At 64.2% G+C, this 23,671-nt stretch carries 25 protein-coding genes and 1 tRNA gene; 8 read left to right on the top strand and 18 right to left on the bottom strand.

What is annotated here, in order from left to right:
* Positions 1-48: 48 nt before the first annotated feature.
* Positions 49-1,506, bottom strand: coding sequence for a phospholipase D-like domain-containing protein (locus tag K2W61_RS16030; RefSeq protein ID WP_175134415.1), 1,458 nt, complete (start codon positions 1,504-1,506; stop codon positions 49-51).
* A 200-nt stretch (positions 1,507-1,706) separates the two neighbouring features.
* Between K2W61_RS16030 and K2W61_RS16035 the strand changes: the two genes are divergently transcribed.
* Positions 1,707-1,782: transfer RNA gene (locus K2W61_RS16035), tRNA-His, on the top strand.
* A gap of 95 nt (positions 1,783-1,877) precedes the next feature.
* Here K2W61_RS16035 and K2W61_RS16040 read toward each other — a convergent pair.
* The gene (locus K2W61_RS16040) at positions 1,878-2,102 is read right to left on the bottom strand and encodes a hypothetical protein (RefSeq protein WP_175134350.1); all 225 of its coding nucleotides are present in this window, start codon (positions 2,100-2,102) and stop codon (positions 1,878-1,880) included.
* On the bottom strand, positions 2,099-2,728 hold the full coding sequence (locus K2W61_RS16045) for a DUF1173 family protein (protein ID WP_236756038.1): 630 nt from the start codon (positions 2,726-2,728) through the stop codon (positions 2,099-2,101). Before K2W61_RS16045 ends, K2W61_RS16040 begins: the two co-directional genes overlap by 4 nt.
* On the opposite strand from K2W61_RS16045, the gene K2W61_RS16050 reads away from it, so the two are divergent.
* The 3 genes from K2W61_RS16050 (at position 2,727) to K2W61_RS16060 (ending at position 4,063) form a co-directional block, all read left to right on the top strand.
* Positions 2,727-3,152, top strand: a complete 426-nt coding sequence (locus tag K2W61_RS16050; RefSeq protein WP_175141328.1) for a hypothetical protein — start codon at positions 2,727-2,729, stop codon at positions 3,150-3,152. The two genes, K2W61_RS16045 and K2W61_RS16050, sit on opposite strands and share 2 nt — an antisense overlap.
* A gap of 249 nt (positions 3,153-3,401) precedes the next feature.
* Positions 3,402-3,683 carry a toxin-antitoxin system TumE family protein gene (locus tag K2W61_RS16055; protein ID WP_236756039.1) on the top strand — a complete coding sequence of 94 codons (282 nt, stop codon included), beginning with the start codon at positions 3,402-3,404 and terminating at the stop codon, positions 3,681-3,683.
* A gap of 2 nt (positions 3,684-3,685) precedes the next feature.
* Positions 3,686-4,063 (top strand): HVO_A0114 family putative DNA-binding protein, encoded by a 378-nt coding sequence (locus K2W61_RS16060; RefSeq protein ID WP_236756040.1) that lies wholly within the window; start codon positions 3,686-3,688, stop codon positions 4,061-4,063.
* 328 nt (positions 4,064-4,391) lie between these two features.
* Here K2W61_RS16060 and K2W61_RS16065 read toward each other — a convergent pair whose 3' ends face one another.
* The 7 genes from K2W61_RS16065 to K2W61_RS16095 are packed head-to-tail and all read right to left on the bottom strand — an operon-like array spanning position 4,392 to position 9,270.
* A complete protein-coding gene (locus tag K2W61_RS16065) occupies positions 4,392-4,913 on the bottom strand; it encodes a 4'-phosphopantetheinyl transferase family protein (RefSeq protein ID WP_236756041.1) in 522 nt (173 codons plus the stop codon).
* On the bottom strand, positions 4,888-5,271 hold the full coding sequence (locus K2W61_RS16070) for a thioesterase family protein (protein WP_175134346.1): 384 nt from the start codon (positions 5,269-5,271) through the stop codon (positions 4,888-4,890). Before K2W61_RS16070 ends, K2W61_RS16065 begins: the two co-directional genes overlap by 26 nt.
* Positions 5,272-6,057, bottom strand: coding sequence for a class-II aminoacyl-tRNA synthetase family protein (locus K2W61_RS16075; protein WP_175134345.1), 786 nt, complete (start codon positions 6,055-6,057; stop codon positions 5,272-5,274).
* A 56-nt stretch (positions 6,058-6,113) separates the two neighbouring features.
* Positions 6,114-7,070 carry an NAD(P)H-dependent flavin oxidoreductase gene (locus K2W61_RS16080; RefSeq protein ID WP_236756042.1) on the bottom strand — a complete coding sequence of 319 codons (957 nt, stop codon included), beginning with the start codon at positions 7,068-7,070 and terminating at the stop codon, positions 6,114-6,116.
* 14 nt (positions 7,071-7,084) lie between these two features.
* On the bottom strand, positions 7,085-7,978 hold the full coding sequence (locus K2W61_RS16085; protein ID WP_236756043.1) for a diiron oxygenase: 894 nt from the start codon (positions 7,976-7,978) through the stop codon (positions 7,085-7,087).
* A 22-nt stretch (positions 7,979-8,000) separates the two neighbouring features.
* Positions 8,001-8,249 (bottom strand): acyl carrier protein, encoded by a 249-nt coding sequence (locus K2W61_RS16090; protein WP_175141407.1) that lies wholly within the window; start codon positions 8,247-8,249, stop codon positions 8,001-8,003.
* A 31-nt stretch (positions 8,250-8,280) separates the two neighbouring features.
* Entirely contained in the window at positions 8,281-9,270 is a 990-nt protein-coding gene (locus K2W61_RS16095; RefSeq protein ID WP_236756045.1) for a methyltransferase, read from the bottom strand.
* Positions 9,271-9,621: 351 nt separating this feature from the next.
* On the opposite strand from K2W61_RS16095, the gene K2W61_RS16100 reads away from it, so the two are divergent.
* Positions 9,622-10,374, top strand: a complete 753-nt coding sequence (locus K2W61_RS16100) for a sulfite exporter TauE/SafE family protein (RefSeq protein WP_236756046.1) — start codon at positions 9,622-9,624, stop codon at positions 10,372-10,374.
* Between the two features lie 16 nt (positions 10,375-10,390).
* Here K2W61_RS16100 and K2W61_RS16105 read toward each other — a convergent pair whose 3' ends face one another.
* The 6 genes from K2W61_RS16105 to K2W61_RS16130 all read right to left on the bottom strand — a co-directional run bounded on the left by K2W61_RS16105 (position 10,391) and on the right by K2W61_RS16130 (position 15,950).
* Positions 10,391-10,789, bottom strand: coding sequence for a PPC domain-containing DNA-binding protein (locus tag K2W61_RS16105; RefSeq protein ID WP_175134340.1), 399 nt, complete (start codon positions 10,787-10,789; stop codon positions 10,391-10,393).
* Positions 10,776-11,357, bottom strand: coding sequence for a PPC domain-containing DNA-binding protein (locus K2W61_RS16110; protein ID WP_175134339.1), 582 nt, complete (start codon positions 11,355-11,357; stop codon positions 10,776-10,778). Before K2W61_RS16110 ends, K2W61_RS16105 begins: the two co-directional genes overlap by 14 nt.
* Before the next feature lie 55 nt (positions 11,358-11,412).
* Positions 11,413-12,177 (bottom strand): SDR family NAD(P)-dependent oxidoreductase, encoded by a 765-nt coding sequence (locus K2W61_RS16115; protein WP_175134338.1) that lies wholly within the window; start codon positions 12,175-12,177, stop codon positions 11,413-11,415.
* Positions 12,178-12,264: 87 nt separating this feature from the next.
* Entirely contained in the window at positions 12,265-13,908 is a 1,644-nt protein-coding gene (locus K2W61_RS16120) for an acyl-CoA synthetase (protein WP_236756047.1), read from the bottom strand.
* Complete coding sequence (locus K2W61_RS16125; RefSeq protein WP_175141409.1) at positions 13,905-15,077, bottom strand: acetyl-CoA acetyltransferase; 1,173 nt, start codon at positions 15,075-15,077, stop codon at positions 13,905-13,907. Before K2W61_RS16125 ends, K2W61_RS16120 begins: the two co-directional genes overlap by 4 nt.
* A 45-nt stretch (positions 15,078-15,122) precedes the next feature.
* The gene (locus K2W61_RS16130; protein ID WP_236756048.1) at positions 15,123-15,950 is read right to left on the bottom strand and encodes an IclR family transcriptional regulator; all 828 of its coding nucleotides are present in this window, start codon (positions 15,948-15,950) and stop codon (positions 15,123-15,125) included.
* A 235-nt stretch (positions 15,951-16,185) separates the two neighbouring features.
* Here K2W61_RS16130 and K2W61_RS16135 point away from each other — a divergent pair, with 235 nt between their 5' ends.
* Positions 16,186-17,199: a TRAP transporter substrate-binding protein gene (locus K2W61_RS16135; protein ID WP_175134334.1), complete on the top strand. Its 1,014-nt coding sequence runs from the start codon at positions 16,186-16,188 to the stop codon at positions 17,197-17,199.
* 8 nt (positions 17,200-17,207) lie between these two features.
* Entirely contained in the window at positions 17,208-19,088 is a 1,881-nt protein-coding gene (locus K2W61_RS16140; RefSeq protein WP_236756049.1) for a TRAP transporter large permease, read from the top strand.
* A gap of 121 nt (positions 19,089-19,209) precedes the next feature.
* Here the strand turns inward: K2W61_RS16140 and K2W61_RS27815 are convergent, their stop codons facing one another.
* Positions 19,210-19,749, bottom strand: a complete 540-nt coding sequence (locus K2W61_RS27815; protein WP_236757102.1) for a hypothetical protein — start codon at positions 19,747-19,749, stop codon at positions 19,210-19,212.
* Here K2W61_RS27815 and K2W61_RS16150 point away from each other — a divergent pair.
* Positions 19,684-19,836: a cold shock domain-containing protein gene (locus K2W61_RS16150; protein ID WP_236757002.1), complete on the top strand. Its 153-nt coding sequence runs from the start codon at positions 19,684-19,686 to the stop codon at positions 19,834-19,836. The genes K2W61_RS27815 and K2W61_RS16150 overlap by 66 nt on opposite strands.
* 213 nt (positions 19,837-20,049) lie before the next feature.
* Here the strand turns inward: K2W61_RS16150 and K2W61_RS27820 are convergent, their stop codons facing one another.
* The gene (locus K2W61_RS27820; protein WP_236756050.1) at positions 20,050-23,310 is read right to left on the bottom strand and encodes an autotransporter family protein; all 3,261 of its coding nucleotides are present in this window, start codon (positions 23,308-23,310) and stop codon (positions 20,050-20,052) included.
* Positions 23,311-23,671: the final 361 nt, after the last annotated feature.

Raw genomic sequence — 23,671 nt, forward strand, 5'->3', positions numbered from 1 at the left:
AGGCCGCCGATCGTCGTGCATGGCCGGCCGCCGGGCCGGGCCGTGGCGTCACAGGTAGGGCGTTGCCAGCCAGATCACCTTGTTGCGCAGCCGCTTGGAAAACGGGGCCTGCTGCAGGTCCTCCAGTGTCTGCCGGTGCGCGTTGGCCACCAACGCATCGATGCGCGCGCCGATCCAGCACGCCACCTGCGGATCATAGATCTCGGTATCCAGCTCGAAATTCAGGCGCAGGCTGCGCGGGTCCAGGTTCGACGAGCCGACGTAGGCCCAGCCATCGTCCACCGTCATCAGCTTGGAATGATCGAACGCCCCGCGCGAGCGCCACACCCGGCAGCCGGTGCGCACCACCTGGTCCAGCTGTGCCGTCATGGCGTAGTCGACCAGGCGCAGATTGTTCTTGCCGGGGATCACGATATCGACGATCACCCCGCGCCGCGCCGCAGTCGCCAGCGCGCCGATCAACGGCTGGTCCGGCAGGAAATAGGGCGACTGGATGCGCACATGGCGCTGCGCCACCGCCAGCGCGCCCAGGATGATGCTGTGCGCGCTGCCCAAGGCCCGGTCCGGGCCGGATGGCACGCAGCGCATCGGCACCACTCCGTGCGCCGGCAATGCCTGCGGATCGAACCAGGGCTGCGCCGGCAGCGACTCGTGCGTGGTGAAATTCCAGTCGTGCGCGAACACCGACATCAACTGCGTCACGATCGGGCCTTCCACCCGGAAATGCGTGTCGATATTGGTGGCCGCGCCCGACAGCGCCGTCACGAACGCCGCCCGCACGTTCATGCCACCGGTGAAGCCGATGCGGCCGTCCACCACCAGCACCTTGCGGTGGCTGCGCAGGTTGGCATAAGGCATGCGCAGCACGCCCAGCGGATTGGTCATGAAACGCGCCACCGGCACCCCGCCGCGCGCCAACATCCGCACGATCGGCGGCCGCGAATACTTGGCGCCGATCGCATCGATCAGCACCCGCACCTGCACGCCGCGCCCATGCGCCTCGATCAGCGCCTGCGCCATCTCGCGGCCGATCGCGTCGTTGTCGAAGATATAGCTCTGCATCGCCACCGCTTGGCGCGCCTCGCGGATCGCCTGCAGCATCGCCGGATAGGCCTCGTCGCCGCCAGCCAGCGGCCGTACTGCGTTGCCGCCGAGCAGCCGGAAACGGCTGACCTGGTCGCCCAGCACCTTCAGCGACGCGAACTGCGGCCCCGAGATGGGCGCCACGTCCACGCTGGCCGTCTCCACCAATGCCGCGTCCACCAGCATGGCCTCGTCGCGCTGCTGCGACAGCCGCGTCTTGCGGATACGGTTGATTCCCGCGACGAAATAGGCCGCCGCCCCGAATAACGGCGAAAACAGCGCCAGCCCCACCCAGCCGATGGCCGAGCGCACGTCCTGCTTGGTCATGGCCGCGTGCACCGCGGCGCCCGTGCCGGCCACCACGCTGATGCCGAACACCATGTGCGGCCAGTACTCGATCAATAATTCGTGTATGCGATCCATGGCTACGGTGCGACCCAGGCCTCCAGAGGATGATTCGAGCGCCAAGGATAGCAAGGCGGGTGGGCATGGCAAGGGGCAGGGCGGGGCATGGTCCGCCGGGCCGGCGCCGCGTTTTACACCGTTGAAAAAAACATGCTAGAATTCGGCCTCTTTGCAGTTGAGCACGAAATGTTTTGTGCTGGCAGCGAAGCAAATCAGTGGTGGCTGTAGCTCAGTTGGTAGAGTCCCGGATTGTGATTCCGGTTGTCGTGGGTTCGAGTCCCATCAGCCACCCCAAAGAATTCTTGTGAAATCAGGCACTTACGCGCAAGCGGGGTGCCTTTTTTCATTGCGCGATGTGAAAATTTAAATAAAAAGCCGAATGTTTAAATTCACTCGGTCGCATCGGCAGTCCTGACCCGGCGTCGGTCATAGTGCTTGTGGGTCGTGGATGGGCTCGCATGGCCGGCAAAATCGTAGGCGTCCTTGGCCTGTTTCTCCAGCTTCATGCTCACCGCGGTCGGCCGGATGTCCTGAAGCGCGAAGTACATCGGATGGTGCGTGACGAGGTCGGCCGCCCGAACCGAGGGATCCAAGGTTCGGATCCAGGCGTTCATGGCGTCCTGCCATGAGGCGCCCCAGCCCGATCTGGAATAGCAGCTTCCACGGCGCGTCGAGGCGAACAGATAGTCGCTGCGTGCGCCGTCCGGGCGCAGAAGCGCTCTTTGCACCACGCAGAACAGCCGTTCAGGCCTGCCTGTGTCCAGAGGAAATGCAGAAGGCCCAGCAACGTCATGCTCGCCTGGCTGGATCGTGGGCGAGCAGGGGCTTTGGCTTTGCGGGTGGGCGCTTCATCAGGGGCGACTGATGGACGTTGCTGCAGGCCGACCTTCAACTTGATCTTGACGGCGCCGTCGTCGAGTTCCTGAACCACCCCGCGCCGGTAAGAACCGAGCCCGGACAGGCTGGGGTCAACGCCGTAGTACGTGCAGTCCTCGCTGTGCTCTGGGCCGGTTTCGGGAAAGCGTGCCAGGTGGAAGCGATCGGAGTGGGATCGGCTATGGATCGATAGTCGCCGATCGTCGGTGCCAGGGCAGCCACAGCGAGCGTGAGCCTTGTTATGCGCCATAAGCAGAACCCGCTTCCATCCAGCACTATGCTCTTCTGCTGTCTGGAATTCCGGAGAATAGGTGCGGGCTTGGCCGCCCAGGAGAATTTCCACTGGGTAGAGCTTTTTGTCCATGAGCGTGGGTGAGGATACCAGCGCCAAGCTGACGAAATTGCACGCCAACATCAAGAACTGGCGTGGTCAAGTTGGGGCGATTCGCCAGTCGCTATACGACTATCCCGCCGATCTCAAGCCCTTGGCGGGCGTGGTGGTGCACGTTGACGGCTACGGCGACCTGTGCGCGAGCCGTGGCCTGATTCGACAGGAGGATCGCGAGGCTTTGACCAAGTTGATCCGCGCCCAGTCAGAGAGTGGCGGCGCGGCCGCCGTGGATCTTCCGCCGGTCAGAACGCGGCCCGTGCACTCGGAGGCGCTGACCAACCGGTTGCCGGCCCAGCGCGTGATTGCCATCCAGGCCGAGATTATGCTGCGCCCGAACCTCGCGCTTTGCTTGCTCGTTGAGCAACTGCTTTCGGAGGTATCGGACTACCCGGGCTGATACGAACCCGGCCGACGGTCAGCGATTCAAAGATAGATGGAGAAGGATAAAAGCCTTTGGAGGTCGGGGAGCCCAGACCTCCAGAGGCGTGAATGCATCCGCTTTTGCGCATTTTGTGCTGACACGGTTGCTGGGATCCCCCATTGTCGCAACGCCCGCCAATTCTTGCGGGCCGGGGCTTAGCTCGGGACTTCATCTGGAGTGTTGTCAAAATTGACAACACTCGTTTTTGTTGGCAAAATTGACAACATGAGCGCTACTCTGATCATCAACGAGAAAAGCGTCGATGCCGAAGGCGGCATTATGCAAATTGTTATCTGGAAGGTGCCACAGCCTGTTCCGCCGACTTCGCACGGGTTCAAGTACCGGTTGGTATATGCCCGTGGGGGGCAACGGATCGTTGGTTTCGATAACGAGCGCGGCAAGGGCGACCACAGGCACCAGGGAGACGAAGAGTTTCCCTACGAATTTCGCGGTGTGGCGCAATTGCTAGAGGACTTCGTCGCTGAGGTCACGAAATGGAGGGCCTGAACATGAAGCGGACTCTGACTATCAGTATCAATCAGGATTGGCGTGCCTTTCTGACCAGCGCCAGCAAGCGCGCTGTCGCCGGGGCGCAGTCCGGCGAGTACCAGGGGGAGAGGCTGAACTTCGAATCCGCAGCTGCATTCTTTGGGCAGTTGACGGAGCTGCGATGGAACATGGTGCGGGAGATGTTAGGCGCAGGTCGAGTCGGCGTGCGCGAACTGGCCCGCCGCCTGGGCCGGGACGTGAAGCGCGTTCACCAGGATGCGCACGCTCTCGTGGATCTTGGGCTTCTGGAGCAAGATGAGGATGGCGGATTGATATGCCCATTCGCCGATATCCACATCGATATGCATCTCACCGAGGACATGCGCAAAGCTGCGTAGCAGGTTGACGAACCTCGCCAAAGAAAAGCCGCCCCGCAACGGGCGGCTTTTCTTTGGTCGTGGCGGTATCCCATGCGGAGCGGCTATACCCACTGGCTGCGCCGGCGGCGCCGTCCTCTGGCCGCGGCGCCGTGGCCGGACTGTCGGAAGCATCGCGGCCGTGCGTAAATCTGCAACCACCTATTCGTTTTGATGAAGAGGTCCTGGCCGCTTTCAAGGTGACTGGACAGGAGGCTGGCAGGGTACCAACCTGTACGCCGACGTGATCGACCCGGCGATGCTGGGCTGACCTGCTCGGATTTTTCACACCACCGAGGTTCCGTCCTGGTCAAGGCCGCAGCAAGGCGATGCGGGGCTTGCCATATTCGGCCCGGTAGCACACGCAGAGCAGCACCCGGCCGACCCGTTCGCACCGGGCCACGAATCGCCAGCGACTGAAGGTCAGGCCAATTTCTTCCTGCCCGGGCTGCTCAAGCGGCCGCTTCCAGGTGATGGACAAACGCGGCAGCGCATGCAGCAGCCCTAGTCCCACGCTTTTCGCACAAGCCTCGCGCGCGACCCAGCCGGCCAGGAAATCCACTGTGACGCGGTCCCGCCGCGCCAGCCACGCCGACAGGCGCTGTTGGCGGACCGCCAGGTCAGGGCGGTCCAGATGCTCGATATCGATGCCCACATACTTGCGGTTGGCGTACAGCCGCGCCTGTATGCCGCAACTGTCGCTCACACCGAAGCCGGCAAGACCAGATTGGTAGGGCTTGCCCAACTTGGTGCGCGCGGCCTGCCCGTCACGCGCGCAGCGCTGGGCACCCAGCACTACCGTGACGTCAAAGTTCGACGAGGGTTCGGTCATGCGTGCCGGTCGCGATCAGGGTGCCCCCCTCGCCAGTCACGGCGCGAGCGCTGAACCGCAAGGAATTGCCGAACAAGGTCTCGACCGTAATCGTCAGATGCACCGCGCTGCCCCGCAGCGCCGGCGCCACGTGCCGCACGCTGACCGCGTGTCCCACCGACCCGCAGCGCCCGCCGCCTGCCAACCGGATGCATTCCGTGGCGTACGACTCGATCCAATAGACAATGACGGGGGTGGCCAGCACGTCCAGATCCCCGCCGTAGTTCAGCGAGCTCGCGGCGGCATCCACCACGCAGGTTTTCTCGAACTGCTGGCCTGTCTGGAACAACGCCCGCGCCTCTAGCATCGGACGCTCCATCTAGGCGCCTTCCAGCGCGGCAAGCGCATCGGCCGCATTGCCGAAACGATCCTTGAACATGGAGATCCAACGCTCCAATCCAAACGCAACACAACTGGTATGGACGAAATTGTCTTCCAGGCGGATATCGAATTTCTCACCGAAGTAGTTGCGGTGATAGTTCAGCGAAGACACCGCATGGCCGTCGAACACCAGTTCACGCTTGGTGGGCGTCAATGCCGACAGCCGCGCCACGCCGCTGCCTGAATCAAAGAAGGGATCGTTGGCTTCTTCGCAACCCGCGTTGATTCCCAACTGCGCGAAGAAGGAGAACAGGCGATCGTAACCTGCTTCCAGATGCGCCTGCGCACCCTCCGCAGTGCCCAGGTACACGTACTCCTTCATGGTGAAATTGAAGGCACGGTAACGGTCCAGCGCCTTGTCCTCGTGCCGGAAGCAGCGCGCAATGCAGGACTCCACCCGCGCGCCGCCCAGGCGCTGCCCCTGCAGCCCCAGGTAGACCTTGTAGCAAGTCGCCGGCAACAGGGCGACGTCGGCTGTGAGCGCTTTGAAATCTCGGTCCAGCTTGCGCTGGCCGCGCGCGAATCCCAGCAACTCTCCCTCTTCAATCGAGCACATGACGCAGGTCAGATGCGGAAAATTGCGCACATACCCCAGCGCGTTGATCTCTTCATGGGCTAGCAAGCTGTCGAACTCCGCGGTGGCGTCTGGCGCGATCGAAAATATTTCATCCAGTTTTCCCTGCAGCACGTTCTTTACCTGATGCCATTGCTTTTCGATTATCACGATGCAATCTCCTAGTGGTCACTGAATTCACTTAAGCGCGCGGATAGGACGAAGCCTTACGCCGTCAAGTCGGCCAGCACCTGCTGCACGCTTCGGATGGAATGCGCGTCCTTGCAGGACGTTCCGCAATACAACGCCATGTCTTCAATCAAACCCTCGGTCTGCGTAGTAGGCACTGCCACGCTGTAACGCAGGATGGGATAGCGTTTCCCAAAATAGTGCGCAAAGCCAATCACACCCGCCGGCAGCGTCCCCTCGCAGCTCGCGTTACGGATCACCCGGTGGCAATGGGTATGCCAGCCCACGCTGAAGCGGTCGGTGACCACGGTGTCGCCGGGTGAGGCGTCCACGATCGCCTGCTTGTAGCGCTCGTGCGCGGCGGATTCCCGGGTGGCCGCGAATACTGTGCCGCACAATACGCCGGAGAATCCGGCGTGCAGCACCTGGCGCAACTCGGCCGCGTTGCTGATGCCGCCGCTCAGAAACACCATGCGCTTGTCGACGCCAAGGCGGGCGGCCTGATCCAGCGCTTGCGCGCGCGTGAGCTTGCCCAGGTGATGACCGCCCGCCTCCGTTGTTTGCAACACCCCGAAGCGCGCGCCGGCATCGAACCCCGCGTCCAGCTCCTCCCAGGTGCCCCCTTGCACACCGTAGTCCATTCCCGTCGGCAAGGCCCGCAGCACGGTGTGGTCAGGTAAGCCGAAGAAGGTCACGATCGGCCGTTCCGGCCGGTCTGCGACATACGCCAATCGATCCAGCAATGCGTCCGCATCCAGCACGAACGGCACCAGATTGACGCCGAAGCGCGCCCTGGTCAATCCGGCGGTCTGCGCGACTAGCTGGCCGATTTCGTCACGCGTGTGGCGGTACAGGCCAATCATGCCGAACGCGCCGGCCTCGCACACGGCGGCCGCCAGTTCCGGTTGTGCCACGCCGCCCATGCCGGCTTGCAGCACGGGCAAGCGTGCGCCCAAAAGCGCTTCCACCTGGGGACTGCTGACAATCTGCGCCATGGTGTGCCTCTGCGCTACAGCGCGGCCAGATTCAAGTCCGTCACCAACCCCTGTTTGGTGAAGTAGGCGGCGCTACGCTTGAACCATTGCTCGTGGACAGCCTTGCGCGCCGGGTGCGACCGCAGCGCGTTGCGCATGGCGTTGCCGTTGCGAAATCCCAGCGGCTCGTAGACCTGGGCATCGGCATAGACAGCCGGGTTGTACATCAGGCTGATGAAGTATCGGAACATGTTCGTCACCGTGCGCGCCACCTCCGCCCGGGTCGCGTCCGGGTCGTCCGCGCGTTCCAGCGCCAGCCGGTAAAGGCGGGGCACCATTTCCCGGCCAAAGGACACATGGCGGGATTCGTCGACATGATGCTGGTAGTTGATCTGTTTGAGGATCTCGGTGATGCCGTCCGTCGTGCCGACTTTATGGTTGTAGTAGTCGACGAACTCTTCAAAGATCAGCGTGCTGGCGAACATGTATAAGTCGCCCAGTTCTGGCGTGGACGCCTGCGCATCGCCCTGCAACTGAATCGACGGATATATCTTTCCCGCATAATCCAAGCAAGCCTTGGCGAAATACCACATGTGGAAGTTCTCTTCACCCATGAAGACATGCAGGTATTCGGACACATCGGCATAGCGCTCTTCGTAGATGCACCGGCTGACAAAGTTCAGTACCCCCTTGATGCCATGCACGTTGAGGCTGAAGAAATTGACTGCCTCCCATTTGCTGAGCCGTATCTGCTGCGCCGCGTCCAACTGCGCTTGCAACGGCGTTCCGTAGGTGGTGAGCAAGTCATTGCTGCACCAGGGTTGGTCGTCCGGGATTCTGGCGGGCCACTCAAAGCGCTCGTAGGGGTCATGCGAACGTCCTTTGGATAGCGTCATCAGTCTGCCGATTCTTGCGTAGTCGATTTCCATGATGCCCTCCTTGCCGCCCGGACTAGCGCTGGACGTGGACGAAATTGACGATGGCATCCACCGTGCGCAGGTCGTCGACGGTGATGGCGGTAGAGACATCTCGTCCCACCAGTTCGCCCAGGAACATGATGAAGTCCAGGAACTGCATGCTGTCCAGGATGCGTTCTTCGATCAGGTTCTTCTCTTTGATGCCTTCGACCTGCGCATTGCGGTTTTCCTTCAGCCAGGCGATCACTTCGGCTTCGGTATCGGTGACGGTGGGTGTGGACATATAGGCTCCGGTTCAATAAGTGGATATCGCGTCAGACCTTGACGGCCGACAGCAGGCAGAAACCGCTGCTCTCCTGGCGCAGCACGGCTTGGCGCTCGAAGCCGGCAACCGCGATCTGCGCCTGCATGTCGCCCACAGTCCAACTGCGCCCGCCGTCCCACAGCGCCAACGCGGACAGGTTGTGCAAGGTGGTAAACAGCGGCGCACGCCGGTCCTCGGCAAGGAAGTAGCCTTGCACCAGCAAGGTCCCGCCTGGGCGCAGCGCCTGCCACGCACGGTGCAGCATCGATCGACAGACCTCCGCGCTCTCTTGATGCAACACGTTGGAAAAAAGCAGCGCGTCGGCCTCCTCGCCGAAACGGTCCTGGCGATAGTCGGCCACCTGGGCGCTGACGCGGTCCGCCAAGCCGGCAGCCTGCGCAGTTTCACGCGTGATCTCGACCACCGGCGCCAGGTCCAGAACCTGTGCGGTGATTTCGGGCCGCGCCGCGCACAGGGCAAGGGAATACGTGCCGGCGCCTCCACCCACGTCCACCAGGCGGCGAATGGGCACGTCTTTCAGCGCCTCTGCGAACGCGGGGCCCGAACGGGACGCAAACTGATGCATGCCCAGGATGAAATCCCGCATGAACTGGGGGTCTTCGCCCAGCCACTTCGATTGGTTATCGACGGCCTCTCCCCGTCGCACGGCTTCGGCCAGTTGCATCCAGGGCCGCTTCCAGCGATCCATGATCCGGATCCAGCACAACAGGGATTCGGGGCTGTCTTCGGTGAGAAAGCGCGCGCTGAGATCGGTGTTGGCGTAGCGCCCGTCCTCGCATATCAGCAGTTTTTGCGCCACCGCGCAGTCCAGCAAGCGCTCCAGCGGCTCGGATTCGCAACCCAGTTCTCGAGCCAGCTCGGTGCACGTGCGGGGTTCGGACAAACGTTGGGCAATACCCAGATCGGCCAGGGCATACAAGGGTTGCCCCTCCCAATGCCCGAACGCCAAACGGGAAAACGCCATGAAGCTCACATCCATCGAGATTCCCTCCTGATTCAGCAGTGATGGCCCGACGGGCCAAACAGGTGAACACGCAACAACCCCAGGATGGGGTTGGAAACCAGCGATCAGGACGTGGCACGCAAAGCCGATGGTGATCCGGCCGCATGCGCCATCCTGGGAGTTGATAGCGATCTTGCGGTGGCGGTTGAAGAATGTCGCCGGAGTCTCTATAAGGGTCCACAATATGAACCCATATATATTCATTTATTTTCGAGAATTCTATACCTGCTGCCAAAATAGGCAATAATAAATTTCACGCGATATATATAGGTCCGTTATATGGACCTAAACACCATTTAACTTGAAAGGTGCGGCATGGAATGGAGCATGGCGGCACTGCTGGCCGGCGCGGGTGCGCTGGGCGGCGTCATCAATGCGCTGGCGGGTGGCGCCACGCTGATTACTTTTCCCGCGATGGTGGCGGCGGGCCTGCCGCCCGTCATCGCCAATGCATCGAGCGCGGTAGCCATATCACCCGGCCACATCCTGGCGGCCCTGGCTGACCGTGAAAACCTGCCGGCCCCCGATCGGCGGTTCTGGTTGCTCTCGGCCGCCACCACCGCGGGCGGCGCGCTGGGGGCATTCATCCTGCTTGCCATTCCCCCCGCCTATTTCATCCTGCCCGTGCCAGCCCTGATCGCGTTCGCCACCTTGCTGTTTGCCTTTGCGCCGCAGGTGCAGGCCTGGAGCGCGCGCCGGCGCGGCGACCAGGCGCAGGACGGCCCGGCGCGCGGCGTATTGCCTATCGCGTTGGCCTCTGTCTATGGGGGGTTCTTTGGCGCCGGGCTGGGCGTGATCCTGACCGCCGTGATTTCCATCACGGACCCCGGCAATCTGCGCGCCATCAAGTCGCTCAAGAACCTGCTGGCGACGTTTGTCACCGCCGCGGCGATCGTCATCTTTATCGTGCAGGGCTCGGTCCATTGGCCGGCCACCCTGTTCATGCTGGCCGGCGCGCTGGCAGGCGGCTACCTGGGCGGCCACTTGATACGTGTCCTGCCTGCTTCGGCGATCCGGGCGTTCGTCATCGTCACCGGCGCCGTCATGACCGTGATCTATGCGGCGAAGTATTGGTTCTGAACGCCCCGCGCCATCCTCAGCCGCCGCTCGGCGTCGGCAGCCATTCCTCCAGCGTGACCTCGAACGTCATGCAGATCGGGTTGGCGCCGGGCACGAAGGGGCCGCCATGCACTTGGCCCTCCGGATCCGCCACCACCCCCGACAGCGATGCCGTCAAGGACCCATCCGGCTGCGCGCGTACTTCACCGGCGAGACTGACGATCTCCACCGCCGGGCCCGCGATGTGGCGATATCCGCCTTCGCGGGTGTAGAGGCAGGCATCCACTAGGCTGCCCAACGCCCCGCGCACGAACGCGTTGCGAAAACCCTCAGCCAGGCAGAGTTTTTCCACGCCCTGGATCAAGTCCTCGTTCGGGCCGATCCGCGCATAGGCAACGCGGCCCATGCTGCCGCTTTCGATTTCAGGCGAGTTCATGGTGATCGCCTCCTTGGGGTTGCAACAGCCGTAGATTGGTTTCCGCGTCGTAGGTCGCGCGCAGCTCGAACCCCTCCAGCGAGGTGACGAGCACCGGCACGGGACGATCCCCGACGATACTCGTCTGCGGAATGATGTGCCCTCCCTGCGGCGCGAGGCCATCGCGACAAAAGGCGGCATGGCAGTGCACCAGGGGCGCGCCGGCATCGGTCTTGCCCAGCGTGGCGTTGCCAAAAATCAGGTAGGCCGGCCCGGCGGGAATGGGCGCGGTATAGGCCACAACCATCCGGTGTTGGGGGTCAGGCGGTGCCGTGCAATAGTCGATGTGCCGGAAGGCGCCGCCCAGTATGGTCATCGAAGCATTGGCGACGCCGGCGCTGGCCAGTACACCGACCAGGGCGTCAAACAGGCTGACGCCGGGGCGCAACGACAGGCGGATATGGCGGCCATGCCCGGCCGAGCGGCTATGAATGCGTACCGGGTTGAACGCCCCCGGGTGTATCAGCGTTCTGGGGCGGGGCAGTGCTTGTATTCCCCGCAACGAACGATCCACGGTGGTGTATCGCATGGTCTGGACTCCGTGCGCTTGTGGCGCAATAAGTGGAACCTGGGCAATGACAAACTCAGTGCATGGCGGGCAACATGCCTGCGGCCGTGAACCCTCCATCCACGCAGATAATCTGCCCGGTAACATAGCTGGACTTGGACTCATCAAGCAACCATCCGATGGTGCCGTTGAGCTCTTCGGGTGCGGCATACCGGTGCTGGGGCACTACCTGCTGCCAGGCCTGGCGGGCTTCGGCGGTGTGCATCTGCCCGACCAGCGGTGTTTCGATCGGGCCAGGCGCCACGGCGTTGACCCGGATGCCATAGGCCGCCAGCTCCACCGCCATCACGCGGGTCAAGGTCACGACAGCCCCCTTGGATGCGCCATACGCGGCGCGCCCCGCATTGCCGCGTATGCCTGACACCGACGCGATATTGACGATGGACCCGCGCCGTCGTTCCCGCATCCGCCGGGCGGCCTCTCGCGCCACGACGAAAGAGCCGATCAGATTCACTTCCATGATGCGCCGCAGCAAGGCGGTGTCGGTGTCCAGGAACGGAAGATCGCGCCCGATGCCGGCGGAATTGACCAGGCCCGATATCGGGCCGAAGTCCAGTTCCAGCCGCTCCAGCGCATCCACTACCTGCGCCTCGTCCGATACATCCATACGCACGCGACCCAATTGGTCGGCCGGCGCCAGGTCGCGCATAGCGTCCAGCCGCTCCTGGGAAACATCCGCCACCAGCACACATCGCCCTGCGTCCAGCAGGCCGCGCGCGACCGCCAGCCCGATGCCGGACGCGCCGCCCGTCACCAGGATTGCCTCTTGCGTCATCTCCATGATCCAGCCTCCTCGTTCATTGGTGTAGTGGTTGTGTTGCCGCCGCGCGGCGAATTGCGCGGCAGTCTGCGCTGCCGGTCAAGGTGACTAGCGCTCGGCTTCGGTGGCCTCGGTCAGGCAGCCGCGTTCATAGAGGGCATCGCGCACCAGCTTCTTGGTGATCTTGCCGTAGCCCGAACGCGGCAGGGCATCCCAGAAGAAGATCTGGCGCGGCAGTTTGTAGCGCGCCACGCGAGGTGTTATCCAGTCCATCAATTCTTCCTCGCTCAGCGCATGGCCCGCGCGCAGCACGCAGACCATCACACCGACTTCTCCCCAGGTCTGATCCGGCACGCCCAGCACTGCGGCTTCGGCAATCGCGGGATGCGCCAGCACCTTCTCCTCTACCTCTCGCGGGTAGATGTTTGAGCCGCCCGAGATGTACATATCGGACTGCCGGCCGGTGATGTAGAGAAACCCCTCTTCATCCATGCAGCCCAGGTCCCCGGTGCGAAACCAGCCATTGCGAAACGCCTTCGCATTGGCTTGCGGGTTGGCGTAATACCCTGCAAATACCGCCGGGCCGCATACGCAGATTTCACCCGTTTCGCCCGCCGCCAATGACCGGCCCGTATCGTCCTGGATGCTGATCTGCATGCCGGTACGCGCGTAGCCGCAGGTGCCCACGCGCGCGCCTGGGCCATCCGTGGGGTCGTGCAACGCGGGCGGCAGCACCGTAATGTTGCCGGTGACCTCGCCCAGCCCGAAATACTGCACCAGCACCGGACCCAGCTTTTCCAGCGCCCGCCTCTGATCCACGCGATACATCGGCGCGCCGGCATAGACGACGTACCGTAGGCTGCGGTGGTCCCAGGCGTCCACGGAAGGATGTTCGACCAACATCTTCACGATGGTGGGCACGGTAAACATATTGGTCACGCCGTGCCGCTCGACCAGCTGCCAGATCTCGTCGGCATCGAAGCGCGCGCCAGCCGGCAGGACGGTGCAGGCGGCCCGCGCCACCTGGGTCAGGAAGTGGATGCCGGCGCCGTGCGACAGGGGCGCCACCACCAGGCTCACGTCACGCTCGGTGGTGCCGGGCATGAGGTCGCACAAATGGTTGGTAATGACGAAGGCCATCTGCCCATGAGTCAACACCGCCGCCTTGGGGTGTCCGGTCGTGCCGGAAGTGAAGAAGAACCAGCAGGGGTCATCGTGATCCACATCGGCGCAAACCTGTGTCGCGCCTAGCCGCGCCTTGATCAGGTCGGCCGCATCCAGCGCGGGAAAGTCGCCCGGTCCCAGCCGCGCCACTAGCGACAAGTGCGGCACGGCCTCCATCACCGCGGCGGCATGCCCGGGATAGTCGCCATGGCACAGGAATGCCTTGGCGCCAGAGGTTCGAGCCAGATACACGGCTTCGTCGGGAGAAATTCGAAAATTGGTCGGCACCCACACCGCCCCCAGTCGCAACGTGGCAAACAGTGTTTCGACAAACTCGAAGCAATTGCGCGAATGCACCAGCACGCGGTCCCCCTTGCCGATGCCGCGGTCCGCAAGCGCCTGCGCCAGCGCCGCCGTCCGCGCATCGAGTTCACGCCAACTGTAGCGGGTGTCACCGCAGATCAGGGCCGGCTGCAGGGGGTGGCGGCGCGCGGCCTGCACCAGGAAGTGGCCCAGGTTCATCACCCGCCGCGAGACTGGCGCGACGCCTCCCGGCGGCGCCAGCGCCTGCTCCTGTGGGCCGCTCATTTGACGCGCTCCAGGATGCTGACGTAGTTGGCCACGGCCGCGCCGCCCATGTTGAAGACGCCGGCTAGTGTCGCGTCCGGCACCTGCATGGCGCCAGCCTCGCCGGCCAGTTGCAGGCACGCCATGACGTGCTGCGACACCCCGGTGGCGCCCACTGGATGCCCCTTGGCCTTGAGCCCGCCCGAGGGGTTGATGGGCAGGCGCCCGCCCTTCTGCACCCAGCCTTCCCGCAATGCCCGCGCGCCGTGGCCGCGCGGCGCCAGGCCCATGGCCTCGTATTCGATCAGTTCGGCGATGGTGAAGCAGTCGTGCGTTTCCACCAGGCTCAGGTCGTCCAGGGTCGCGCCGGCATCGGCCAGCGCCTCGCGCCAGGCTCGCGCCGCACCCTCGAAGGCGATCGGATCGCGCCGGCTCAGCGGCAGGAAGTCATTAACGTGGCGGCGCGCCCGAAAGCCGATGGCGCGCCGCAGGCCCGCCGCCGTTTCCGCGTCGGCTAGCACCAGCGCCGCCGCGCCGTCGGAGATGGGCGAGCAATCGGTGCGCCGCAGCGGCGCCGCCACATAAGGGTTTCTATCGGAAACGGTATTGCAGAACTCGAAGCCCAGGTCCTTGCGGATCTGCGCGTAGGGGTTGTCCAACGCATTGGCGTGGTTTTTGGCGGCGATGCGGGCCAGCGCCTCGCCGTGGTCGCCGTGGCGCTCGAAATAGGCCGTGGCGATGCGGCTGAACACGCCGGCAAAGCCGCCTGGCAGCGTGGCCTCTTCCTTGCGGTAGCTGGCATTGAGCAGGATGTCGCCCGTGTCCTCGGTGGAGCGAGCGGTCATCTTCTCGGCTCCCACCACCAGCGCCACGCGGCCGCGCCCCGCCTCGATGAAATCCATGGCCGCGTACAGCGCGGCCGACCCGGTGGCGCAGGCGTTCTCCAGTCGCGTCGCCGGCACGTGGGCCAGCGACGGGTCGGCCAGCGCCACCAGCGCCGCCTGGAAATCCTGCTTCTGGAATCCGCTGTTCATGACGCCGGCATAGATGCCGTCGACGGCCTCGGGGCTCACGCCTGCATGATCCAGCGCGGCGCCGGACACGCGCGCCATCAGGCTTTCGGTGTCGGGGTCGTCGAGTTTGCCGAATGGGATGTGCGACCACCCCACGATGACGGCACGCTTGCTCATTGCTGTCTCCTCTGTTGGCAGCCCCGTCCCTGCCGGCTTGGCGGATCAGGACCGGGGCTTGGCGGCCGGCGGGCGCGCCCGCGCCTCGCGGCCTGCCGGGTTGGCCTGCGCGAGCAGGCGTTTGGCCTCGCGTGACAACAGCTTGGCCAGCTGGAACTGTCTTTCCTCGTCCATGCGCGATTCGACCGCAGCGATGCTGAGCGCGCCCAGCACATGGCCTTGCTCGTCGCGCAGCGGCATGCCGATGCCCCACGAACCGGGCACCACCAGGCCGCGGTTCACGGCGTAGCCCTGCTCGCGCACCTCGTCGACCAGCGTGCGGATCAGCGGCACCGAATAATGCGGATAGCGCCGCTCGATCAGGGCGGCATTGGCCTGCAGGCAGGCCTCGACCTCGTCATCGGGCAGCGCCGCCAGGATGGCGAGGCTGCCGGCGCCGATGCCCAGCGGGTGGCGGTCGCCCGGCAGCAGCACATGGGTCTTGAGTGGGTAGTCGCCGTCCTCGCGCAACACGCAGACCGCGAACACATCGCGGCGCAGCGAGAAAAAGGCGGAATCGCCGCATTCGTGCGCCAGCCGCGCCACCACCGGCGCGGCCAGGCGGTTGATGCCGAAACGCTCGCTGGCGATGTTGCCCAGCACATGGCATTCGGGGCCGAGGAAGTAGCGGCGATTGGCCGGGTCCTGCTCGACCATGCCCTCGGCGGCCAGGGCGGCCAGCAGGCGGTGCACGGTGGGCTTGCTCATGCCCGTGTCGCGCGTCAACGCCAACAGGCCCGCGCCTTCGCCGCGGGTGCGCGACACCGCGCGCAGCACCAGCATGGCGCGCGAAATCGCCTGAGCGCCTCCGACCTGGGATGAGGTCTCCGTCACATCTCCGCCTGTTTCATTATTAGGTCCATTTAGTGGACCATGTGATTGATTTTGTTTTTTCATTCTGCACCAGTTTTATTGATTTACGCTAGTGAATCAGTGTGATTAAATAAATTTAAGGGTATTGATATGGTCCATATAATGGACCGCATGCAAAGATAAAGCAATAGGCCTGGCAAGGCGCTTTATCCGGCCGTCCTCGATGGCGGCCGGATCTCATAACCAAGGAGACAGCATGAACACGACTCGACGCAACCTCATGCGCGCCGCGGGAGGCGGCGCGTTGCTGGCCCTGGCGCCGTTCCAACGGACGCTGGCGGCGCCACAGTTCCGCTACAAGTACGCCAACAACCTGCCGCCCTCGCATCCGATGAACCTGCGCGCCACCGAGGCCGCGCAGAACATCCTCAGGGACACCGGCGGGCGCTTCGAGCTGGCCGTGTTCCCCAGCAGCCAGCTGGGATCCGACACCGACACCCTGAGCCAGCTGCGCGCCGGCGCTGTCGAGTTCTTCACGCTGTCGGGCCTGATCCTGTCGACCCTGGTGCCCACCGCCTCCATCAGCGGCGTCGGCTTTGCGTTTCCCGACTACGCCAGCGTCTGGAAGGCGATGGATGGCGACCTGGGCGCGCACATCCGCAAGGAAATCAACGGCAAGGGCCTGTTCGTCATGGACCATATTTGGGACAACGGCTTTCGGCAGATTACGACCAGCAACCGCGCCATCAACGGCCCGGACGACTTCCGCGACCTGAAAATCCGCGTGCCCGTCAGCCCGCTCTGGACTTCAATGTTCAAGGCCCTGGGTTCCTCGCCCGCCAGCATCAACTTCAACGAAACCTATTCCGCGCTGCAGACCCGTGTGGTGGACGCCCAGGAGAATCCCCTGGCCATCATTCAGACCGCCAAGATCTACGAAGTGCAGAAGTACTGCTCGATGACCAACCACATGTGGGATGGCTTTTGGTTCCTTGGCAACCGCCGCGCCTGGGAAAAGCTGCCCGCCGACATCCGTGAAGTCGTCGCCAAACACATCAATGCGGCCGGCATGGCTGAACGCGCCGACGTTCTGGCGCTGAACAACCAGCTGCAAACCAAGCTGGCGGAACAAGGACTGGCGTTCAATACGCCAGAGCCGGAACCCATCCGCGCGGTCCTGCGCAAGGCCGGCTTCTATAGCGGTTGGAAAGAAAAGTACGGCGAAAAGGCCTGGGGCCTGCTGGAGCAATCCGTCGGGAGCCTGTCATGAGAGTGGCAATGACCCACGTCGGGGACGTGTTGACCGACGCGGGGGCGCCCGCGGCAGTCAGCCGGCCTTGGGCCGCCGCGCTGGACCGCATGCTGGGACACCTGGTCGAAATCCCGGCGGCCATCCTGGTGGTCGCCGAGATCGTCATTCTGTTCTCGGGCGTCGTCGCGCGCTATGTGCTGCACACGCCGCTGGTCTGGTCCGACGAACTGGCCTCCATCCTGTTCCTGTGGCTGGCCATGCTGGGCGCGGTGGTCGCGTTCCGCCGCGGCGAACACATGCGCATGGCTGCGCTGGTCAACAAGGCATCGCCCTCTACCCGGGCAGTGCTGGACATGGTATCCATCGCCGCCGCGCTGGCGTTCCTGCTGATGCTGCAAGCCCCCGGCTTTGAATACGCCTCCGAAGAGCGCTACGTCACGACCGCCGCCATGGAAATCCCCAACGCCTGGCGAGCGGCGGCACTGCCCGTGGGCTGCGCACTGATGCTGCTGATTGCGTTGCTGCGCCTGGTCGAAAAGGCGCAGTGGCGCACCACCGGGTTGGCGATATTGCTGGTGGGCGGCGTGGTGGCCGCCATGGCCGCGCTGCAGCCCGTGCTGGCCGGCCTGGGCAATTTGAACCTGCTGATCTTCTTCGTCGGCGTGGTCGCCGCCACCGTGTTCGCGGGCGTGCCGATTGCCTTTGCCTTCGGACTGGCCACCTTCGGGTACCTGTCGCTGACCACCGACCTGCCCATGATGGTCGTGGTGGGGCGCATGGATGAAGGCATGTCCCACCTGATCCTGTTGGCCGTGCCGCTTTTCGTCTTCCTGGGCGTGCTGATCGAAATGACGGGAATGGCGCAACGCATGGTGGCCTTTCTGGCAAGCTTGCTGGGCCATGTCCGCGGCGGCCTTTCCTACGTGCTGATTGGTGCCATGTATGTGGTGTCCGGCATATCCGGCGCCAAGGCGGCCGACATGGCAGCGGTCGCACCCGTGCTGTTTCCCGAGATGCGCAAGCGCGGCGCCGACGAAGGCAATCTGGTCGCACTGCTGTCCGCCACCGGCGCTCAAACCGAAACCGTGCCGCCCAGCCTGGTGCTGATCACCATAGGGTCGGTCACGGGCGTGTCGATCACGGCGCTGTTCACCGGCGGCCTGCTGCCGGGCCTGGTGCTGGGCGTGATGCTCTGTCTCGTCGTCTGGTGGCGCAATCGCCGGGAAGATCTCAGCGGCGTCCGCAAAGCCACCGGCCGCCAGATTGCCCACGCGCTGTGGGTGGCCTTGCCTGCGCTGGCGCTACCCTTCGTGATCCGCGCCGCCGTGATCGAAGGGATCGCCACCGCGACCGAAGTCTCCACCATCGGCATCGTCTACGCCACGCTGGTGGGGCTATTGATCTACCGCTGCTTCGACCCCAAACGCCTGTTGCCGATGCTGGTCGACACGGCCTGCCTGTCCGGCGCCATACTGCTGATCATCGGCACCGCCACCAGCATGGCCTGGGCGCTGACCCAATCGGGATTCTCCACCCAACTGGCTGGCGTCATGGGAGGGTTGCCCGGCGGCGCGACCACCTTCATGGCCGTGTCCATCGTCGCCTTCGTGGTGCTGGGCAGCGTGCTGGAGGGCATTCCGGCCATCGTGCTGTTCGGCCCGCTGCTGTTTCCGATCGCGCACCAGATGGGTATCCACGAAGTGCACTACGCGATGGTCGTCATCCTGTCCATGGGTATAGGCCTCTTCGCGCCCCCCTTCGGCGTGGGCTATTACGCGGCATGCGCAATTGGCCGAGTCGCCCCTGAAGCCGGCATCCGGCCTATTGCGGGCTATCTTTGCTCGATTGCGGTCGGGATCGTGATCGTGGCCGCGGTGCCGTGGATTTCCACGGGTTTCTTGAAATGATGGGGCCCGCGGCGCGGTGACGCTTCGACAAGGGTTGCCGGACGGTCCCAGAGGCCTATCCGGCCGCGCCGCGTGCGCGGGCAGATGACCGGGTGAGGATTCGTGAGCCTCAACCTAGGTTTCATTTTGTAGGATCTCTGCTGAAAGAAAATTGAAAGGCGGAGACATGTCGCTGTGCGCGGACTGCTGCGGGATCATTCAGCACAAGCGGGGTGCCGAGGGGCACGCCGGGCTGATCAGCCTTGGCTATGTCCGCAGTCTTGCCACCGCCCGCAGCGGCGCGAGCCATGAGGCGTTTGTCTGCTCCGAATGTGGAGCGGAGTGGGACTACTTCCACGACAAACGTGATGAGTCGGCTGGGTGGTGTCTCGCCTAGGGCATGGGCGGCGTCGAGGTCGTGCAGGGTGTCGGGCCCATCGTGCCGCGGCATGCCGTCCGTGGCGATGAATGTGTCTTTGCGTAACAGCGGTATCTTTATGCTGAGGAAGGGTCCATAGTGCCCCTGGGAGTACTTTTCCCTGAACATCAAGGACTTACATTGAAAATTGAAACTGGTATTGTGAAGTGGTTCAACAACGACAAGGGCTTCGGCTTTATCATGCCGGAGCTGGGTGGCAAAGACCTCTTCGCGCATTACTCTGAGATTCAGGGTGATGGTCACAAATCTCTTGAAGAGAACCAGCGAGTGTCATTCGTTGCCGGCCAGGGGCAAAAAGGCCCGACTGCGACGATGATCAAGACGATTTAGTAGCCCACGTGCTCGCTGGAATGTGAGCAATTGGGTAGAGTGCGGGGCCGAATCCTTTGAAACATTGGATTCGGCCCTTTGCTTTTGGGCGCCATCGAGCCCGCTTGGTGCAGACGGGCGATTTCGTGGCGGTGATGCCGGGGCTGTTCGATGCGGCGGGCTACGGCTTGCAGTCGGTGCGCTTGGACGGCCCGGAGTGCGAAGCTTGTGCCTTCACCATAGCATTCGCAGCCCGAGCCGCCCGCTCAATGCATAGTTCGCGCCAGGGCGATCCAAGCCGGTTTGCGCCGAGATTTCAGCATAGGCCGAGATGCGGTCGTCGCGTGTGTAATGGACGCCGATGTCCAGGCCCGCCAAGGTGCGTTCCACGGCGGAGGAAAACTGTTCATTGGTGATCCCGACAGTCTTGGAACCGCGCAGCGTCTGGTACAGATTCAGCCCGCCGTGATAGGCCAGGCCGCGCTGCGGCGAGTGCGTGTCTGAGCCGTCCGGTCGATACGCCAGGTCCAGACCGAGCCGCAGCCGCGTGTCCTTGCCCTGGGTGCTGGCCACCCTGGCGCCGTAAGGATCGGTGAACGGGTCGAAACGGATTTTCGAGTACAGCAACTGTGCCTGCGGCGTGATGCGCCAATGCGGCGTCAGCGCGAGCGGCATCCCTGCCTCGATGCTCGCGGCGTGGCCCAGCCCTCGGTTGTTCTTGATGAGCGGCGAGCCCGTCGTCGCGGAATGGATGTCGCCTTCGGTTCTGACAAGCTGCGCCTGCAAGTCGGTATAGAAGCCTCGCGCGGAGTACCAGGTCAGTGTTGCCCCGGCGCCGTAGCCGGAGGCACGCACACGGCCGCTTCCCTCGGGGGAGCGGACTTGGCTGCTGACGTGACCATACTGGAGATTCAAGCCACCCTGCACCAGGTTTCGTGGTGTGCTTGACAGCGTCCAGTCCCGCCCCACTTGCAGCACGTACAAATCGGCATCGGCGGTCGCTTTGCCATTTGAGAGATCGAGCTGTTGCCTGGCGTGGCCTGCCTTGGTCCGCATCCATACCGAGCCGTTGGCGGTCGGGTGCGAATTGAAATCCGGCCGTGCCGCCGAGTTGGCGGCGTCCGGCCAGGGAGCGCCGCCTTGGCTCGCTCGTTGCCGCAGCGTGGGCAGGTCGATCAATGCCTGCAGCGCCAATGGATAGCTCGAATACACGGGCACGGTAGGCGCCACCGCTGTGTCGCGCAGATACCAGCGGCCGTCGCGATCGGCTTGACCGACCCCGTTGAAATAGAGCCCGTAGGCGCGGGCGCCGCGAATGATGAATGGCCGGCCTTCACGCACGTAGTCGCCTTGCAGTGTGAAGGCGTTAGCGTCCGACGCGGCGGGGTTGCGCACGTCGACGACCAGAATGCCGTTGTCGGCAGTCGCCATGCCGGGCCCTTCCCGACGGTCGACCACGATGGTCGTTGCCGCCTGGCCCCGCCGAGTTCCATCCACCGCCAGCACGTCCGCGACGCCGGTACTACCCTCCGCGCCAAAGGCCGCATTGACGAGCAGTGTGCCGCCCTCGGACACGAACATGCCCGTGCCCGCCGGGCCGTTTGCCGTCGGCCGGGACGTCATGACCAGCGAGTTGCCGGCCGTGGCGCCGCGCAGATCCAGGACACCGGCATGCACGAAGGCGCCAAGGTTGACGAACTGGCCTTGGGCAACGCCTGGACGAACCGACGGCGGCTGCGGCGTATCGACGCGCGCCGCGGCCGGGGGGCTGCCTGGCACGTAATAGCCGGCGGTATCCTTCACCAGGGCGGGCGCCACGGGCGCCAGCCGTACCGTTGCACCCGGGGCGTTATCGAAGCGGCTGGTCGGCGCGCCGAAGTCGGAGATGGCCACGCGATGGGTGTCGCGTACGCCGTTGCCGTCGGTGTCGGCGAAATGGCGCACCTCCCAAACCCCTCCCGGTGCATTGGTAAACCGGTTGCTCCCGTCGGCGGCAAGTTCGACAAAGCCCGTCAGTCGCCCCGTGTTCAGGACAGACAGGTAGCCCGCCTTGCCATCAATGCGGCCCTCGTCGAAGATGGCCCGGTCGGATTGGGCGCCGATGGCGCCGGCGTTCTCCAGAGTGCTCGCGGTCGCGCCGCCCAGGATGACGCCGGCACTGGGCTGGCCGAGCGGCGCATCTCTGCCGGCCACATCGGCCTGCCAGCCTCCTTCGATCGATGCCCCGGGCGCCACCGCCAGATGGACCCCGCCGGCCCGGGCCAGCAGGGCGACGCCGGTGGCGTGCCGACCCTGCGCGCGGACCGTTCCGCCCACGGCCGCATTGACCGAAGGGCCGCCTATCAACAGCACGCCGATGGCTTGCGCGCCGGACGTCGTGACAGTCGAGTCCGCGCGTTGACTCAGCAACACAGCGCCGTTTCCTTCCGCGTTCAGGCCGTGTGAAAGCATGCCGGAAGTGAGAAGCGCGGTGTCTCGATCCAGATGAACCCGGATGTCGCCCGTGCCTTCATGCGACAGCGCGACGCCGACGGCGGTATCGCCTTCGGTGATCACTCGCGCGCCGTTGCCCAGTTCGAGGTGCATGACAGAGGCATTGCCGGCGCTGGCTTGCAGGTGAAAGCCGTTGGATGAGTCGCCGGAGGTCTGCACCACGCCGCTGGACGCCAGAAAAGTGGTGCCCGTGCCGTAGTTCAGGATCCATGCGCCATTCGATTGGTTTGCGCGCGTCCTGACGCGCGCCAAGGGCGAAAGCGTGACGGAGGCCGGCGCGTTGTTGGCATTGTTGCGGTTGAAAAGCAACACGCCGTCGGAATTCAGGCCCAGGGTTTCGATCGACCCGCTGACGTCCACCGTGGCGGCGCCGGTGGAATCGTTGATCGCATAGACGGCGGCCCCGGCCTCGCCGTCGGTCAACACGGATGCCGTCGTCAGCAGCCGTATACGCAGCGAACCGGCATCGCCGTCGCTGTCGGCAACGATGCCGTAGGGACCGCTGGAATCGAATGTGGGCGGCGTGGCATCGCGAGTGACGATGGCGCCGGCCGACACGACGGACACATTGCCTGCGCCGGTTGCCAGAATGCCGGCCGCGTCCATGCCCTCGGTCCGGATGCGGGCGCCGCGCGCCAAGGTGACCGATATGTCCTGGGTGCCGGAGGTAGAAGCCGCGACGCCATAGATCAAGGTATCGGGGGCGGGTACGATCGTGATTCCTGGACCGATACGCAGGTCCAAGCCCTCTGCCATGTTGTAACTGATGCCGCTCGCGTAGGGGTTCAGGGTGATGTCGTTGCACTGCACGAGATAGTGGGGCGCCGCGGCGGCGGGGCCGCACGCATTCGCGGCATGGGCGCGCTCCGTGGCGAGGCTGGCCAGGAACGACAACGCCAGCAGGTAGCGGGTCCGGTGGCGGTCCGCGTCGCGCCCAAGCAGGCGCAGGGGCGCGAAAGCGTTCTGGCGTCGGCTGCGGCGAAGGGGGAAATGCGCTTTCACGGTGTGGTCTCCGTCGGGAAGGGGGGCGCGGGTAGAAGAGGGAAGCGCGGGTCGCCAGAAGACCTGATGGCCCGCGAACATTGCGTTCGGGTCAATGCGAGGAGAGGTTTGCGAAACGCGGCGTGACCGGCTGCTTGCAGCACTGGCGGCCTGCGCATCTCGGGCTCACGTTGGCGAGCGGATGGCGGGCAGCGCCGCGATCATCGGTGACCAGATCGGATTCGGTGGCGAGGCCGCGGCGGTTCCAGTGCTAATGGAGACAGCGTATCAATGCGCAAAGGTAAAAAAAATAAGACGAATCTAAAATCGATGCCGGACCGCAGTGAATATCGCGGGAGGTCGCGAGCCGGCCTGCGTGGAT

Source organism: Achromobacter pulmonis (assembly GCF_021733725.1).
GTDB classification, from domain to species: Bacteria; Pseudomonadota; Gammaproteobacteria; order Burkholderiales; family Burkholderiaceae_B; genus Achromobacter; species Achromobacter pulmonis.